The 17,148-nt window shown below is 32.1% G+C and carries 17 protein-coding genes and 2 riboswitches; of the genes, 4 read left to right on the top strand and 13 right to left on the bottom strand.

The window, feature by feature from the left end; genetic code table 11:
- Positions 1–69: 69 nt before the first annotated feature.
- Positions 70–1,272 (bottom strand): 5,10-methylene-tetrahydrofolate dehydrogenase, encoded by a 1,203-nt coding sequence (locus AC2FB1_RS02690; RefSeq protein WP_490673746.1) that lies wholly within the window; start codon positions 1,270–1,272, stop codon positions 70–72.
- Positions 1,273–1,700: 428 nt separating this feature from the next.
- A riboswitch (TPP riboswitch) is annotated at positions 1,701–1,801 on the top strand.
- A gap of 124 nt (positions 1,802–1,925) precedes the next feature.
- On the opposite strand from AC2FB1_RS02690, the gene AC2FB1_RS02695 reads away from it, so the two are divergent.
- Together AC2FB1_RS02695 and AC2FB1_RS02700 are read left to right on the top strand one after the other, a co-directional pair.
- Positions 1,926–2,675, top strand: coding sequence for a 3-oxoacyl-ACP reductase (locus AC2FB1_RS02695; RefSeq protein ID WP_490673747.1), 750 nt, complete (start codon positions 1,926–1,928; stop codon positions 2,673–2,675).
- 63 nt (positions 2,676–2,738) lie between these two features.
- A complete protein-coding gene (locus AC2FB1_RS02700; RefSeq protein ID WP_490673748.1) occupies positions 2,739–4,034 on the top strand; it encodes an LLM class flavin-dependent oxidoreductase in 1,296 nt (431 codons plus the stop codon).
- A 108-nt stretch (positions 4,035–4,142) separates the two neighbouring features.
- On the opposite strand, the gene AC2FB1_RS02705 is transcribed toward AC2FB1_RS02700, so the two are convergent.
- The 7 genes from AC2FB1_RS02705 to AC2FB1_RS02735 all read right to left on the bottom strand — a co-directional run bounded on the left by AC2FB1_RS02705 (position 4,143) and on the right by AC2FB1_RS02735 (position 9,925).
- Entirely contained in the window at positions 4,143–4,907 is a 765-nt protein-coding gene (locus AC2FB1_RS02705; RefSeq protein WP_490673749.1) for a DUF4064 domain-containing protein, read from the bottom strand.
- A 92-nt stretch (positions 4,908–4,999) separates the two neighbouring features.
- Positions 5,000–6,955, bottom strand: a complete 1,956-nt coding sequence (locus AC2FB1_RS02710) for an FtsX-like permease family protein (protein WP_490673751.1) — start codon at positions 6,953–6,955, stop codon at positions 5,000–5,002.
- Between the two features lies 1 nt (position 6,956).
- Complete coding sequence (locus AC2FB1_RS02715; protein ID WP_490673752.1) at positions 6,957–7,706, bottom strand: ABC transporter ATP-binding protein; 750 nt, start codon at positions 7,704–7,706, stop codon at positions 6,957–6,959.
- A gap of 128 nt (positions 7,707–7,834) precedes the next feature.
- Positions 7,835–8,731 carry a sensor histidine kinase gene (locus tag AC2FB1_RS02720; RefSeq protein ID WP_490673753.1) on the bottom strand — a complete coding sequence of 299 codons (897 nt, stop codon included), beginning with the start codon at positions 8,729–8,731 and terminating at the stop codon, positions 7,835–7,837.
- Between the two features lie 4 nt (positions 8,732–8,735).
- The gene (locus AC2FB1_RS02725; protein WP_490673755.1) at positions 8,736–9,401 is read right to left on the bottom strand and encodes a response regulator transcription factor; all 666 of its coding nucleotides are present in this window, start codon (positions 9,399–9,401) and stop codon (positions 8,736–8,738) included.
- 12 nt (positions 9,402–9,413) lie between these two features.
- A complete protein-coding gene (locus tag AC2FB1_RS02730) occupies positions 9,414–9,581 on the bottom strand; it encodes a hypothetical protein (RefSeq protein ID WP_490673819.1) in 168 nt (55 codons plus the stop codon).
- A gap of 170 nt (positions 9,582–9,751) precedes the next feature.
- Entirely contained in the window at positions 9,752–9,925 is a 174-nt protein-coding gene (locus tag AC2FB1_RS02735) for a hypothetical protein (RefSeq protein WP_490673756.1), read from the bottom strand.
- Between the two features lie 76 nt (positions 9,926–10,001).
- Positions 10,002–10,102: riboswitch (SAM riboswitch) on the bottom strand.
- Between the two features lie 206 nt (positions 10,103–10,308).
- Between AC2FB1_RS02735 and AC2FB1_RS02740 the strand changes: the two genes are divergently transcribed.
- Positions 10,309–11,784 (top strand): alkaline phosphatase, encoded by a 1,476-nt coding sequence (locus AC2FB1_RS02740; protein WP_490673757.1) that lies wholly within the window; start codon positions 10,309–10,311, stop codon positions 11,782–11,784.
- A 355-nt stretch (positions 11,785–12,139) separates the two neighbouring features.
- On the opposite strand, the gene AC2FB1_RS02745 is transcribed toward AC2FB1_RS02740, so the two are convergent.
- The 5 genes from AC2FB1_RS02745 to AC2FB1_RS02765 all read right to left on the bottom strand — a co-directional run bounded on the left by AC2FB1_RS02745 (position 12,140) and on the right by AC2FB1_RS02765 (position 15,329).
- Positions 12,140–12,241: an SE2200 family small protein gene (locus AC2FB1_RS02745; RefSeq protein WP_071859546.1), complete on the bottom strand. Its 102-nt coding sequence runs from the start codon at positions 12,239–12,241 to the stop codon at positions 12,140–12,142.
- Positions 12,242–12,402: 161 nt separating this feature from the next.
- Positions 12,403–12,681: a hypothetical protein gene (locus AC2FB1_RS02750; RefSeq protein ID WP_490673758.1), complete on the bottom strand. Its 279-nt coding sequence runs from the start codon at positions 12,679–12,681 to the stop codon at positions 12,403–12,405.
- Positions 12,682–12,761: 80 nt separating this feature from the next.
- On the bottom strand, positions 12,762–12,995 hold the full coding sequence (locus AC2FB1_RS02755) for a DUF1361 domain-containing protein (RefSeq protein WP_490673759.1): 234 nt from the start codon (positions 12,993–12,995) through the stop codon (positions 12,762–12,764).
- Between the two features lie 155 nt (positions 12,996–13,150).
- Positions 13,151–14,719, bottom strand: a complete 1,569-nt coding sequence (locus AC2FB1_RS02760; protein ID WP_490673760.1) for a poly-gamma-glutamate hydrolase family protein — start codon at positions 14,717–14,719, stop codon at positions 13,151–13,153.
- 154 nt (positions 14,720–14,873) lie between these two features.
- The gene (locus AC2FB1_RS02765; protein ID WP_490673761.1) at positions 14,874–15,329 is read right to left on the bottom strand and encodes a MarR family winged helix-turn-helix transcriptional regulator; all 456 of its coding nucleotides are present in this window, start codon (positions 15,327–15,329) and stop codon (positions 14,874–14,876) included.
- 147 nt (positions 15,330–15,476) lie between these two features.
- Here AC2FB1_RS02765 and AC2FB1_RS02770 point away from each other — a divergent pair, with 147 nt between their 5' ends.
- Positions 15,477–17,117, top strand: coding sequence for an alpha-keto acid decarboxylase family protein (locus AC2FB1_RS02770; RefSeq protein ID WP_490673762.1), 1,641 nt, complete (start codon positions 15,477–15,479; stop codon positions 17,115–17,117).
- Positions 17,118–17,148: the final 31 nt, after the last annotated feature.

Genomic DNA, 17,148 nt, shown 5'->3' on the forward strand with positions numbered 1-17,148 from the left:
TAATTAAACTTTGTGCTAATTTCTCTGTCACTCCTGGCGCCACAACGAGACCAATGATTTTTTCTTCACTCAAGTTGTCTCCTCCTCTCTATGATCTTGTTTTTTATGTTCATCTTGTTGATTATCATTATTTTGTTTATTGGATGCACTTTCTTTAACTTGTTGATTTGATGCATCATGAGAAGATGATTGAGCTTGTTCTTTTTCTTTCTTCTCTTGTTCTGCTTCTTTATAACGATGATATTGTCGATACGAATAAGTAATCTGACGGATTTTCTCTTCATTCTCTACAGTAGATCCCATTGCCCCAGCAAGTAAACCTAGTGAAGATACAAACCATACTAATTTTACATAATTTATAAATGTAAAATGAGGATGTGCGCTGGTCCATTGATTAAATAAACTTGGTGGAACAAACAATGATACACTTATCGCTAATAAAAGATATAAAATAATATAATTTAAAAGTGTAATAATAAATAATGTGAATATGGTAGTGAAATTATAAATATAGCGATACACACGTTGCGATTTAGCTGTTTTACGTTCGATCAATTGATGTGCATAGAGTAACCAGCCTGTCATACCTAGGATAGCAATAAGCATAAGTATAATAAATCTTACTATGGAGTACTGGATACTCAGTTCCCAAGGCATAGAAAAAATCGATACATAAGTTCCAGTTGCAAAAGCAACTGAAATAATCTTTTTAAAATTAAAAATATTTTTCCATGGTTCATTTGCACGTGTGAGTCCTAAAATTAGTTGAATCCAACTGAGAATAAACCATCGATGAATATAACGTTGCTTTGGCGTTTCATCTTCATTTGGCTTTACTGCTTTAGGATGTATAAGAGGATGAATCTTTGGAGCAACTCTTGATGTTGAGTAATACAATTGTTCAATAATAGATGTTAAACTATTTCTTACTTTTCGTCGTAGGTCTATCCAACCTAATGAAGGTAAAGATAGCATCGCTACTTGTTTTTCATTATTGAAATCACTAATGACCACTTTATTTCCAGAAATACTTGGTAAATCTGTGATACATACAACAAAATCCCAATCATGCTTATCTTTCATTTCTGCTGCTTTATCAATACTTTCATGTACATCTTCAGCTGAACCTATCATTAAATCAATATGAATGTCGAAGTTCCAATCTTGTTGGTCATTAATACGTCGATTCAGATGTGCTTTTATATCTGGAATAACAGCTTCTACATGTTTATGAGCGACACCTGGTGAAGGTATCAATCCAATATTATGCATGGTGTTATCCTCCTTTCTGTGAAAAATAAAAAGAAAGGCGTACGTTAAGAGCATGATTCTCCTATAAAAACGTACACCTATATCTTCATTATTATTTTGCGAGTACTAGTGGTAAAAAGATAATGTATGCAATTACAACTAAACCTAAAACCACACCGCCTACAACATAACGATATTTCCATGGTGTAAGATCCACTTTAACTTTATTCGTATTTAAATCAAAATGATCTGATGGGCTTACCTTTTAGTGTAACGTCTATTTTAAGCACGGTATATCTGATTTTCAATCATATAATTGAAAATTATTATAAAAATAAATTATATAAATTTTTATTTTTATATTCAAATAAAAAAGTAATCAATATAATCTTTAATGGGAGCGCTTGACTTCTGATAATAGAAGTCATAAAGTGAAACTATAGTTTAATTATATGCACTAGGGGTGTTTAAAACTGAGATGAGGTATAACCTCAAACCCTTTGAACCTGAACTAGCTTATACTAGCGTAGGAAAGTGTCGTGTAAAATAGGTAATCTGTTGAGATATTTCAAACTATTCTCAATTATGATATATATCTTTTTTAATGCAACTTTCCTAATGTGAAGGTTGCATATTTTTTTGCTGTAAATGAAGTAAATGGAGGCACAATATTTATGACGAGAACAGTATTAGTAACTGGAAGTAGCCGTGGTTTAGGTGCAGTAATTGCAAGAACATTAGCTACACAAGGATTTGAAGTCATCATTAATTATAATCAAAGTCGTGAAACAGCTGAAGCACTTGCAGAGGAGCTTGGTGACAAAGCTATCGCAATTCAAGCAGATGTGACGCAACGTGAAGCGGTTGAGCGCTTAGTGAAAGAAGCAACATCTCATTTCGGTAAAATTGACGTTGTTGTCAATAATGCATTAGTTAATTTCAAATTTGATCCTACTGTCCAAAAAGCATTTAAAGACTTGTCATGGGATGACTACCAACAACAAATTGATGGTACACTGAAAGGCGCTTTTAATGTTACTCAAAGTGTCATTCCTCAATTTATAGAACGTGGCTCAGGTACAATTGTAAGTATTGGTACAAATTTATATCAAAATCCTGTTGTACCATATCATGAATATACCACAGCTAAAGCTGGGTTGATTGGATTCACACGCAATATTGCTGCTGAATTAGGTCAATATGGTATTACAGCTAATGTGGTATCAGGAGGATTACTTAAAACAACTGATGCTAGTGCTGTCACTACGCCGGAAGTCTTTGATTTAATTGCGCAAACGACTCCAATACGTAAAGTCACTACCCCACAAGATGTTGCAAATATGGTTACTTATTTAAGTAGCGAAGCAGCAAATGGTATAACCGGTCAAAATATTACTGTAGATGGTGGTTTAACCATGAATTAATATAGGACTGGTCTTGCTTATCTTAGAATAGAAATAACAAGAACATTGGAGTGAAAAATTAAATTGACTCATCAACATCAACTTCATCTCGGTGTATTAATCTATGGATGTGGTCATCACCAAGCTGCTTGGCAACTTCCCAATTCAAGTATTGAACGTATCGGTGATATTCAATACTATCAAGAATTAGCTCAGTTATCTGAAAAAGGGTTGTTAGACGTAGTTTTTTTTGCAGATAATCAGTCATTTATTCCAAGCTATACTTCGATGCCAAGTTTTTGGTTCGATCCATTGATTAACTTAACTGCTATATCTCAAGTCACACAACATGTTGGATTAGTTCCTACGATTTCAAGTACATTTTCTAATCCATTCACCGCAGCACGTCAGTTACTTAGTTTAGATCATATTAGTGGTGGTCGAGTAGGATGGAATTTAGTCACTTCCATGACAGACATGGAAGCTCAAAATCATAGCATGGAGCATCTGCCTAACCATGATGAACGCTATAAGAAAGCTGAAGAGTTTGCTCAAGTCATGAATGGATTATTTGATTCTTGGCATACGAATGATTTTAAACCTAATAGACATAAAGGTACATTAATTGATGATACACATATTAACGCACTTCAGCACAAAGGAAACTATTTCCAAATTAATGGGCCACTCACAACACCAGGTAGTCCTCAAGGTAGACCAGTGTCTATGCAAGCAGGCGCTTCAGCTCAAGGTATCACTTTAGCAACTAAATATGCAGATGCAGTATATTCTGTTTCTTGGAATATGAAGCAAGCAAAACGTTATCGGGAGCGCTTAGATAATGAAATGGCACAACGTGACCACCAGCGTTATATTAAAGTCTTTCCTGGCTTAGTCACTTATGTAGGTCATACACATGAAGAAGCATTGAAAAAGAAAGCAGAACTTGATCAACGACTTCCTATCAAAGCTGCTTTAAAGCAACTCAGTTTTTTCATTCAACAAGACTGTAGTCAGTGGGAGTTAGATGCTCCTGTGCCTAAACTACCTTCTTTAGAAGAGTTTAACGGTCCCGTTGGTCGATATGAAACCATCTTAGAAATTATTCAAGATAAGCAACCTACTGTAAGAGAACTGCTAAGTTACCTTAATGCAGGCGGTGGACATCTGACATTAATAGGTACGCCAAAAGAAATTGTAGATGAAATGGAACGCTGGTTTAATGCAGGTGTTGCAGATGGATTTAACTTAATGCCACCTTCTTTACCAGATAGTTTAAATGACGTAGTTGCACTCATTGTACCTGAATTACAACGTCGTGGCTTATATCGACATCAGTATAAAGGTTCTACACTAAGAGAACACTTAGATTTAATTTAATATTAAAATCATTTATCTAATATATTTTATCCAAACCATATAGTAGAAATTAACGTAAAAAGCGATGGTATTAACTTAGGAATACCATCGCTTTTATATATCATATTATTAATATTTGTATGGATCGTTATCTTTTTCATCTTGATGCTTTCTTGCTTCATCTTGAATAAAATCATTACTTTGTTTATTCGTTTTATGATTTGAATAACGTTGATCACGATAGTCGTCATCGTTCGAATCATTTATGTGTGTATCGTGATCTCTTTCATTATTATTGTCCGCTTCTTGATCTTTATTTGAATAATGATCTTTAATATAACGTTGTTGTTGTCTTTCTTCTTCTTCATCCAAAATGAATGCATTATTATTTGCATTTACATCATGATGGTCTCTTTTGTGATGATCATTATAACCAGCATTGTCATACATGTCATGCTTAGGTTTACGAACAAGCAACATAATACCTGCAATTAACCATAAAATTAAACTAATCCAGTTTGTAGCAATCGCTAAAATACCTGCAATAATTAATAAGATACCTGCAAGTTTAGGTTTTTTATTAATTAAAATACCACCAATAATTGCAAGAATTAATGGAATGAACGCGCCCCATGTAAAGAAATTAAATAAACCACCTAATGCATCCATACCATTATTTATTTCTGTTATGGAAACTTGATTGTCTTGTTTTTGAGCTTCATTAATAATTTGTTCTTTAAAATCAGCATTACCGATAAAGGGTTTAACCATTAAAAACATAATTGCAACTAATGCTTGAATTGCAACACCTATCCAAGTAAGGACGTGTTCCCCAGTACGTTTAATTTTATTGTTACTATTTCTAATTGTTGCATCATCATATTGTTTCGCCATTATTCCGCCTCCTTTTTTTATCCTTATACCCTACTACCTAGAGTCTTACACTCATTTATATATAAGAATAAGATTTTCTTTTTACTAATATATCAACGATGAATGAGACGATAATATACACGAGACGTAATCACATACATCAAAGCATAGATTATCATTACGAACACTAAGACACCGATATAAGTTGTTAAAAATAATTTTATATCATTAACATCTAAAATACCAAGCAAAGTATAAATCATTTTAGAAGCACATAGTACATGTATCATAGATACTATAATAGGTAAGGTAAAAATAATAACTACTTGGTCATTAATAACAGATCTAATCCGTTCTTCTTCTAAACCTACTTGACGCATAATTCGATAGTTTTTCCGATCTTCATATCCCTCAGCAATATTTTTGTAATACATCATCGTAAATGTACCAATCATTAAGACTAAAGAAACAATAGTTCCAACAAAAATGAGACCACCATAAATATCAAACATATCCTTATTTAATTCATCTTTATTATCAATTTGAATATCATATTGTTTCATCAATTTAGACTTAATATGATCTATGGACTGTGTATCTTTTGTTTTAAGATTAAAAGCAATGTATGAGTTAATATTTGCTGTTGTTTGATAATAATGAATCAATTGACGTTGTTGATTTACATTATGAGTAACAAGTGTGACTCCACCTGGAACTGGAAATGAAAAATGATCTCCTTTTAACTGATTTGTTTTAAATGTTTGATTCATTAATTTGATATGGTCTAATTTTTGAAACATAAAATTTTTCGCTAATATTCCCATTTCATTATGTTTAAGTCGCAGGTGCGTATGATTGATTGTATTGTAATCTTTCTGATTCATTACAATTAAATATACACTATGTAAATCTAATGGACTGTTCTCATTATCTCGCTTTACAAATGCACCCTTCTTATAAGTGACTGCAACACTTCCACTTGTATATTCTCTGAAAGCATCAACATCAGCATGTCTCTTAATCTCATTTTCTAGCTGACGTACTTTGTGTTTGCTCGTAGTACTATGATGCACATCTCCACTCAATTCAATACGATATTGTGTTGGCATTAAATGATTCGCACGTTGGTCTACACTACGATATGTAGCGACGCTCATTCCTAGAGTCACAATAAGAAAAGTACATAGCATGGTTAAACTAGCCAAACCAATAGAATTAGAATTCATTCTTGAACGTAATCCAGAAATAGTAAAAAAATATTGAGATCGATAATAAATACTTGGAATCTTTTGAAGCCAATCTATCACTAAGACACTCAATGATATAAATAAGCAATACGTTCCTATTGTCACTAAAATAAGAGCAATAAAAATATTACGTAGTGAAACCAAAATGAGTGTATCTTTTAAGGCAATCATATAACTGTCAACAACAGTTATGATCCCAACAATCAATAAGATATAGAGTAAAGGTTTGGACCATTGTTTTTCCGTTGGATGTTGTTGTTGTATTAACTTAATAGGACTTTGAAATGTGATTTTTATATTGTTGACAATAAATAAAAATAGCATCATTATTGCTAACATCAACAAGGTGTATCTCATTGCACTTATATCAAATGGATATTTTTTTAAAGATACATGCGTATAACCTAATATTCTATTTAACGACATATAAGTTAATGCACCAAATAAATAACCACCTATAATACTTAGACACCCAATGATAATATATTGATATATTCCTTCTATAAACAGCATTAACCTAAAATGCTTTTTTTCCATACCCAAAATCATATTCATGGCCAGCTCTTTTTGACGATGTCGCATAATAAAACGATTAGCATAAAGAATAAAAAGGAGTCCAAATAGACACATAAAAAAATTTCCTATACTAATAAAAACTGGAATAACATCACTATGTTTATGAAGCGAAGTATTCATGTTTAAGGATAATAAAATAAATTCAATACCAAATAATATACTGATTACTAGAATAAATGGAATTATAATATGACGCTGTGTCTTAAAATTCTGAATGACTAACGTCCAAACCAAGCGAAAAATCATTTTAATCACCACTTTCGTGAAGCATTGCTAAACTATCAGCAATACGTTTTTGAAACTCTGATTGTAGTTCCTCCCCACGATAGATTTCATGATATAAACGGCCGTCTTTAATAAATAAAACCCGTTTTGCATACGATGCATCAACAGCAGAATGTGTCACCATTAAGATGGTTTGTTCATTCTCATTGATTTCTTTAAATAATTTCATAATAGTTTTAGACGTTTTAGAATCAAGTGCACCTGTGGGTTCATCAGCAAGTAATAAATCTGGGTGATTAATCAATGCACGACAAATTGCTACACGTTGCTGTTCCCCCCCTGATACTTCGAATGGATATTTATTAAGTAATGACTCTATGTGTAATTGATAACTTAAACGATAAAGACGATGACGCATCGTTTGATGTGAACGATTGGCAAGTACTAACGGCATTAAAATATTATCTTTATTCGTCATTGTAGGTAACACGTTAAAATCTTGGAAGACAAAGCCAAGATGATCCCGACGAAAATAGGCAATTTCTTTATTTCTTAATCTATGAATATCTTGTTCATTAATGGCTATCGTACCTTCTGTCGCTTTATCATAAGTAGCAATAAGGTTAAGTAACGTAGATTTACCAGATCCAGATTCACCCATAATCGCTACAAATTCTCCTTTATTTACTTTAAATGAAATACCATTAAGTGCTGTTGTAGCATTTACTCCTCTCCCAAATCGTTTTTTTACATTATTCACGTCTAATAACATGAGTCTTATGCTTCCTTTCTATTTAATAAACTCTTTTGTATTACTCTCTTCTATAATAAAACAAAAAAAGAGCCAGTAACATAAATCATTTCTAAAAATGTCACTGACTCACTTAAATAATGGATCATTTAGTTATTTACTGGGAAATATATGCTAAATGTTGTACCTTCACCAAGAGATGAGTCTACATCTACTTTATGATGTAAATGTGTTGCGATATGTTTCACAATAAATAGACCGATACCACTTGAATGTTGATTACGTTGTCCATTGTAACCAGAATAACCTTTATCAAAAATCTTCGGAAGGTCTGCTTTACTGATGCCTACACCATTATCACGTATTAACAAACGATTTGTATCGCTATTGAATGTAATCCAAATATCTTTACCTCGCGCATATTTTAAAGCATTATTAAGTATTTGCTCAATCATGATTGAGCACCACTGAACATCCGTCAACACTTCATCTTCAGAACGTTCATAATGGATTTTTGTTTTTTGATCGATAAATTGAATTGAATATTTCATTATTAACGGTTTAACTAACGTATCGATGGTTACTTTTGAAAAAGACATATCTGTTTCTTGATTCATTAATTTCAAATAACTGAGCGCTAAACTCGTATAATTTTCAATTTGAATAATCTCTTGTCGAACCCGATTCACTACATTCTCTTCATTTCGTTCTAATAATAATTTCGAAGCAGTAATAGGCGTCTTAATTTGATGGACCCAGGTTAAAAAGTAGTTTTCAACATCACTTTGATACATAGCTTGATCACTTTTTACTTGTTGTAATTCATGTTCTAAATCTTCTATTTTTTCACTGAGTGTTATATTTTCTTTAAAACCGCTAAATTGAATCAACCAGTAAATTGTCATCACAAACAGTATAATAGCCACACCTAAAAAGAAAGCATGGAATGGTAAGTTAAATAGAAAGAATATAAGTGCAAACAATAACACAAATACACTTACAATAATGATTTCGCGATGTATAGATTGTATAAATGCTTTAAGCATACTGTCACACCTTATATCCTACATTTTTCTTTGTTTCAATAAAATCGACAACGCCAATAGATTGGAGCTTTTTACGTAGACGTGTCATATTAACCGCTAATGTGTTATCATCAATAAAATTTTCAGACTCCCAACATTTTTCAATAAGTGCTGTACGGCTCACATATTTCCCTTCATTTTGAAATAATTTATTTAAAATTTGTAATTCAGTAAATGAAAGTTGTACCGACTCATCATGATAATAAAGCGTCGCCTCGTCTACTACCAATTTACAGTCTTTGACGGTTATATCATTACTTGACGTTGCTAAGTCATATGTTCTACGAAGTAAAGCTTGAATTTTAGCCACGGTAAGCGACAGATTAAATGGTTTCTCAATAAAATCATCGCCACCCATTTGAATCGCCATAATTTGATCCATATTATCTGTACGTGAACTAATAAAGATAATGGGGACATTAGACACTTTTCTAATTTCTTGACACCAATGATAACCATTGTATATTGGCAGATTAATATCTAATAGTACAAGTTCTGGATTGATGGCATTAAACTCTTCGAGAATCGTATCAAACTGTTTGGCAATGACGACATCATAATTCCATTGTGATAGCTCATTACCTAAACTTTCTGCAATCACAAAATCATCTTCTACAATAAATAGTTTCATTTTAGACATCCTCTACTTATTTTCATCATGATTGTCATAGTTAGGATTAGACATTTTATGTTTTTCTTTCTCCATTTCATGCGTCTTACTAGTCATTTTTCTTTTACGTTTTTTCTCTTCCATTATTGATAATGCGATAAATCCAATTATTAGTAATGGAGATAACATGATCAGTATCATCATTTATTCACCTCTATTTGTCTTAATCATGACATATCATCGTTACTTCATATTTTAACGCTTTTTCTTTAAAATGAATATGTTCGAGATTGACTGTTTCATAAAAAAGTAAGGAGCGAGATTAGAATTCATTTTGAATACGCCGTCTCACTCCCATGCTTCTTTTACTTTTAATCTTCTTTATTTAAAATATACTTTCTAATATCTTCTATGGTGATCGCTTCTTTAATTTGTCTTTGGATATCATTGATTTTTGCTGTTCTTCCCATACTTCCCGCCCAACTTTTCGGACTATGTTGCTCCCATTGATCCAATTCTTTAAATAGTTCTTGTAATGTTACCATGTGTACTTTACCATCCTTTTATTAAATTTAGGTAAATAAAATAGCCCTCCTTAAATAAGAAGCGCTTGTCAACATCTTCTTATCTTTCAGGAAATCCTGTTGGATGTAGCACCTCACGCTAAACGCAGTTGCTGAAGTTTCATAGGGCCAAATCCCTCCACTTGCTCTTAATAAGACGAACTATTTTATTTAAATATATTATAACGCGGAACTTTCTTTTTGAAAATAAAAATAATTTTTAAAATAAATATTCTTACTTGTTTAACAATTGTTTACAATAGCTTAAACTAAACTTTACTAAATACTAACTTCAAATCAAATAAAGTTTCTTAATATAAATATGTAAGTAATCTATATTTTACATATTAGGGGGCTTTTTAATTATGAGTTTCATCAATAAATTTGGAAAAACGACAGTAGCAACTTCAATTTTAGCTGCTTCAGTATTAGGCACAACACACGTGTCATTTGCATCTGGTGCAGGACAAGGCGCTCAAGGTCAACAAGGCCAAGATGGCGATTATATGGCAATTGGTAACACTAAAAATCCTAAAAATGTGATTTTTATGGTTGGAGATGGTATGGGGCCTTCTTATAATTCAGCTTACCGTTATTATGCAGATAATCCTAATACCAAAGAATTAGATCAAACTGCTTTTGATAAATATTTAAAAGGGACTAACCGTACTAATCCTAATGATCCTAAAGAAAATGTCACTGACTCAGCTGCAGGTGGCACAGCTTTCGCTACAGGTCATAAAACATACAATGGTTCAATCTCTGTAGATAATGATAAAAAACCTTTAAAATCAGTATTAGAATATGCTAAAGAACAAGGTAAATCAACTGGTTTAGTGACAACAGCAGAAGTCACTGATGCAACACCAGCTGTTTATGCTGCACATGTAGATGATCGTGATAAAAAAGATAAAATAGCCCAACAATTTTATAATGATAAAATTAATGGTCAACATAAAGTAGACGTTATCTTAGGTGGGGGCTCTAAATACTTCGGTAAAGAGAACGGTAACTTAACTGATCAATTCCAAAAAGACGGGTACGATTACGTAACAAATAAAACTGACTTAGCAAACTCTAAAAGCGATCAAGTATTAGGATTATTCGCTGAAAAAAATATGCCTTTACAAATTGATGCACCACAACAAAATCCACTATTAGCAGATATGGAAGATAGCGCATTATCTAAATTAGAAAAAAATGATAAAGGATTCTTCTTAATGGTTGAAGGTGCTTCAATTGATAAATCAGGACACCCTAATGATATCACTGGCGTTATGTCAGAAATGAGCGGTTTCGATAAAGCATTTCAAAACGCAATCGATTATGCGAAAAATCATAAAGACACATTAGTTGTAGCAACAGCTGACCACTCAACTGGTGGTTTATCAATCGCTAAAGGTAAAGATTATGTATGGAATCCAGAAGCGATTCATAAAATGAAACATTCTGGTAGCTACATGACTGAACAGATTGCTGATGGCAAAGATCCTGAAAAAGTGATCAATGACGGTTATGGGATCGACTTCCCTAAAGAACAATTAGATAAAGTCAAAGATGCAGCGAAAGAACTAAAAGATATTAAAGATAAAGCTAAAAATGAAGATGATCCAAAAATTGCTGAAGCAACAACAACATTACAAGATGCAATTCAAAAACCTATTAACGACGAATCTCATACTGGTTGGACAACATATGGTCATACTGGTGAAGACGTAAATACTTACGCATATGGCCCAGGTTCTAGCAAATTCCGTGGTAACATGGATAACACAGATAGTGCGAAAAATATCTTCGACTTCTTTAGTCAAGATGTAACGTCTAATCAAAACCAACAATAATCTATTATTCTTTAGAGAGACGCTCTCCAATGTAGAGAGCGTCTTATTTTAGTTCAGAAAAAAGCACTTTAACGATGATTGATGCGCTAAAGTGCTTTTAATATGTGATTATTTAATTTCTAAATTATCTTTTAATTTTTGTTTCATTTCATTTAAGCTGTCTTTATTAGGATAGAGACTAAAGCTGGTATAACAAGGTCTCTTTTGACATCTTTTTCAATTATGTATTTTTTTACTTAATAATATTTTTAGCTATAAATGATTTAATTTAATTATAATTAATTCTTTCATATATCAATACATTAAGACAAAAAACCGAGATATTTCAATCATAGAAATATCTCGGTTTATATGATTAATATTCAATATTTGGCATTTCGTTTACTTTGCTTTGATATTTTTTGAAAGCAATATAGCCTACAAAACCAATAATAGTTGTAACTAAAAGTTTTTTCATTATTGTCACTCCTTTTAATTTTTAGCGTACATTAGATTTGTTTTGTCAAAAAACAAGCCTAGACTAAATATATTATACACTCATTTGGTATGATTTTTAAAGTCAATTGAACGAATTGCATTATATTTATGTCATTTTAAAAAGGGTATTGTCAACAATATTTAATTTTTCATCACAAATAAACAAATATACATCGCAACAAACTCTAAGAAAGTAAAAAGATAAATATATTTTAAATTCAGCTTTTCTTTAAGTGGTACCTCCCAATGCGGATACTTACGTTCATAGTATACATTTTGACTAAAAAATAATCCTAAACCAAATGGAATATAAGTAATGATGTTTTTATACTTTGACTCTAACTCTATTTTATTAAGAAAATGTCTAATCAGCACTTGCAATATAACGACAATAGCTAAGAGGAGTGACATGTGAATCATTTTATTAATCGTACTCCTTTCACAAATAATATAACAATGGCTTGTAATAATACTATAAGCACAATAAAAACAACAATTTTTTAATTGATGGTATCAAACATTTGATACGTAATGGTTAATGAGTGTGTAAATAAATAAACTGTATGAAATCTTAAAAAATGTACTACAAATATTCCTATTCCATTTAGAAACTTTAAAAATAATACTAAGTAATGATTAAGGTCATATATTAGAAGTAAAATGTTATAAATATAAAGATTATACAATTTATTGTAAAGAAAACACCTACAAGTGAATAAGTAAATACTGCCCATTCAATTAAATCAGTAACTATATAAAATGTGTCCTTACAATATAACGTGGTGTTACATTATACACTACTTTCTTTCTATAAATAAATTAAGGTTAGGAAAATAGAATGCTAACACGTGATATCTTAACATTCTACTTTACTCTAACCTTTTCAATATTAAATCATATACTTTTGAATTGCATTATTTATGGCTGTGGCAAAATGATCCATTGTTGATGTCCAATTTTTTTCATTTTTACGTGCTTTCGATGAATCATCACCAATATTAAATAAAGATTTACGTAAATCTGGCGTTAACTCTAATTGTACACCTTGTCCTTTTTTGTTGTAATTCACTACATTATTTGGATCTAATCCTGCTAAATGTCCAATACCACGTTTTACATTAAATTTAAATGCGCTAAGCTCTCTAGTAATCAATTGAATTAGCTTTTCATCTCTTCCGCCAATAAGCACTGTATTGGTACCTTGTGCTTGTCCTGCACCATGAACAGAAATAGACACATCTTTATTATAGTTACGATGAATTAAATCTGAATCATTATAATTAGTAGAGGTCACGTGTAATTGTGAATTATTTTTATTTCTGACACCATTGAAGGCATAATAATCATAATTCCCTTTATTCGCAATAGCTTTTGCTAATTCTGTCGTTCCCTTCTCAATATTACCTCCATGAGGCGCAAAAATAAGGACATTACTGTTTCTATTCGTACTTTCTTTTATCCAATCTTTTCCTTCTTGTGTATCATTTAATAAGTCAGTCATTGAACGATAATAGTCTGTTGGCTTCACTTTACCTAATGTATAAGATGGTGTCGTCTTAACTTTTGATGTAGTTATGCCTGAAGTTGGGCGGACTACTGATGATTTTTTAGTTGTTGCTGGTGTCACTTTCGATTTGTTTATAGTCTTTGTTTTAAGTTTGTTTGATTTCTTAGCATTTTGAGATGATGCTTTTGATTTAGGTTGAACAACAGGTTGACTTACTTTTTTAATTGTTTTCGCTTTTTGAGTTGTTGGTGCTTTCACTGATTTTGTCGATTTTTTTACTTTTTGAGTTGTTGGTGTTTTTGATGCTTTCGATGACTTTGTTGTTTTAGTTGTCTTTGTTATATTTTTATTTTTCTGTGGCATGGTCTTCTTTTTGACTTTACTCACTGGTGCTTTTGATATTGTCGATTTAGCACTTATACGCTTTGACGTTGTAGACTTCTGTGATGATGCTGTTTTTTTAGAAGATGTCGTTTTTGAAGTTGTTTTATTTATTGTAGCTTTTTTCTTAACGTTTACTGAGCTTGTTGAGCTACTTGGTGCTGTCGTCTTTTTGTTCACATTCTTAGTTACGTGTTGAGCTGTTGTTGAAGGTGTCACTGCTTTTTTTGAACTTATCTTAGACAGTGTTGGTTGTGGTAACTTTGTCGATGTCGTTTTAGGTGCATTAGTCGTAGACGTGTTCGCTGTTGATGAGACCTTACTACTCGTTTCATTTATACGTATCGCATTTTCATTATTATAGTCATTCGAATTTTCGATTGTTCCTGTTTGAAATGATGACTTAATTTTACCTTCCTCACTAACATAACCATATTCACCATCTTGTGTTGAATTGATAGGTGCATAGTGTTGACTCATTTCCTCTGATGCATGAGCATGTCCATGTGTAAATGTGACTGTTCCAATCACTGTCATCCCTAAACTTAATAAACTTTTTTTATATTTCATAATATTCCCCTCAGTATCATTAAACTTATAGTTTAATATTACTAATATTTTCAAAAAAATCAATATTATATTTAGTTGTTTTACTTAATTTTTATTAATATTTCACGCAATAAAAAAGCTAAACTGTCATATGATATCAGTTTAGCTATCTTATCTACGATTCTCTTTCATCTTTTAAATGTTTGATATCTTGGAAGCCTTCTCTATAATTAGATAGTTCTTCCATAATTGCATACCAATCTTTTCCTACTTTTTGAAACGTCTGTTGCATCAATTCATCTTGCGCCTTATTCAATTTTTCAACTAGTTTACTTCCCTTTGGGGTAGGAAATAATTGTTTTACTCTGCGATCTTCTTCAGATTGTTGTTCAATGATTAAGCCTTCTTCTTTTAACTTTTTCAATGTCGCGTGAGAACCTTGCTTTGATATTTCTAACATATTTAATAATTGCTTTATAGTAATACCTGGTAACTTATTAATAAAAAATAAAAAGCGATGATGTTGGCGGCTCATATCATATTTTTCAATAATTTCATCCGCCGTAGAAACAAAGGTCTTATATGCGAAATAAAATAGCATATGTTCATAATCATTCTTATTACGATCCATATATGTTCTGTCCTTTTCAAAGTAATTATTAGTTATTATAGTAGACTTTTAATTTATTTTCACTAAAAGGTCAATATAGTTGACTTTATTTTGAATAGGTTATATTCTGTATGCGTAAACATAATGATTACAAAGGTGGAATTGAATATGAAACGACGTGTAGGACAATACTTAATGGACACAGTACACGAAGCGGGCGTCAATAAAATATTTGGCGTGCCAGGAGATTTTAACTTAGCTTTCTTAGATGACGTTATAAGCCATGAAGGCGTTGAATGGGTAGGCTCGACAAATGAATTAAATGGTGCCTATACAGCTGATGGTTATGCACGTATGAAAGGACTAGGCGTACTCGTAACAACATTCGGCGTTGGAGAATTAAGTGCAGTCAATGGTATTGCGGGATCATATGCTGAGCGCGTACCTGTCATTGCTATTACTGGCGCTCCAACTAGAGCCGTTGAGCAAGCTGGTAAATATGTTCATCACTCTTTAGGCGAGGGTCAGTTTGATAGTTATCGACACATGTTTGAACCGATTACAACAGCGCAAGCCTATATTACACCTGAAAATGCAACGACTGAAATCCCTAGAGTGATCAATGCAGCGCTTCAAGAACGTCGTCCAGTACACATTCACTTACCTATTGATGTTGCTATGTCAGACATTGAAGTTGAACAGCCATTCGAAGTTGAAAAAGCATCTCAACAAGATGTATCTCACTATGTAAATATGGTGGCTGATAAATTACATTCAGCTAAACAACCCTTAATTATCACTGGACATGAAATTAATAGTTTCCATTTACATGATGAATTAGAACAATTTGTAAATCAAACACATATTCCAGTGGTACAGTTGTCATTAGGTAAAGGTGCATTTAATGAAGAAAACCCTTATTACATGGGCATCTATGATGGTCAAATTGCCAAAGATGACATTAAAAACTACGTCGATCATAGCGATGTCATACTAAATATTGGCGCTAAATTAACTGACTCAGCTACTGCCGGATTTTCTTATCAATTCGATATTGATGACGTTATCATGTTAAATCATCGTTTATTTAAATTGAATGATACGGTTGACCATAACGTCACATTACCAAATTTATTAAATGCTTTATGTACCATTGACTATAAGAATGAAGCGTCATTCCCTTCATATCAACAACCTAAATCAAACAACTATAAATTAACAGATGATGCACTCACACAAGACACTTACTTTAAAATGATGCAAGACTTCATTGGTGGCGATGATGTATTAATTGCCGAACAAGGATCATCATTCTTTGGTGCTTACAGTTTGGCTTTATCTAAAAGCATGTCATTTATCGGTCAACCTTTATGGGGATCTATTGGTTATACGCTACCAGCTACATTAGGCTCACAGTTAGCCAATGAACAACGTCGTAATATTTTATTAATTGGTGACGGTTCATTCCAATTAACTGTTCAAGAGTTATCAACGATGATTCGTCAAAATATTAAACCAGTGATCTTTTTAATTAATAATGATGGTTATACTGTTGAACGTCTTATTCACGGCATGAAAGCACCATACAATGACATTAATATGTGGGATTACAAAGCATTACCAAACGTATTTGGTGGAGATAGCGTGAAAGTCCATGATGTTAAGACTTCAAAAGATTTAAAGGCTGTCTTCGATGAAATAAACGAAGATCAAGAACACATGCACTTCACTGAAGTGACAATGAAGTGGGATGATGCACCACAAACATTGCGAGATATTTCTAAAGCTTTTGCAAATCAAAATAAATAAATTGTGTATTGGGAGAACTTTTAAATAGATA

It is taken from the genome of Staphylococcus sp. CoH_129_LAB_1, assembly GCF_058191515.1.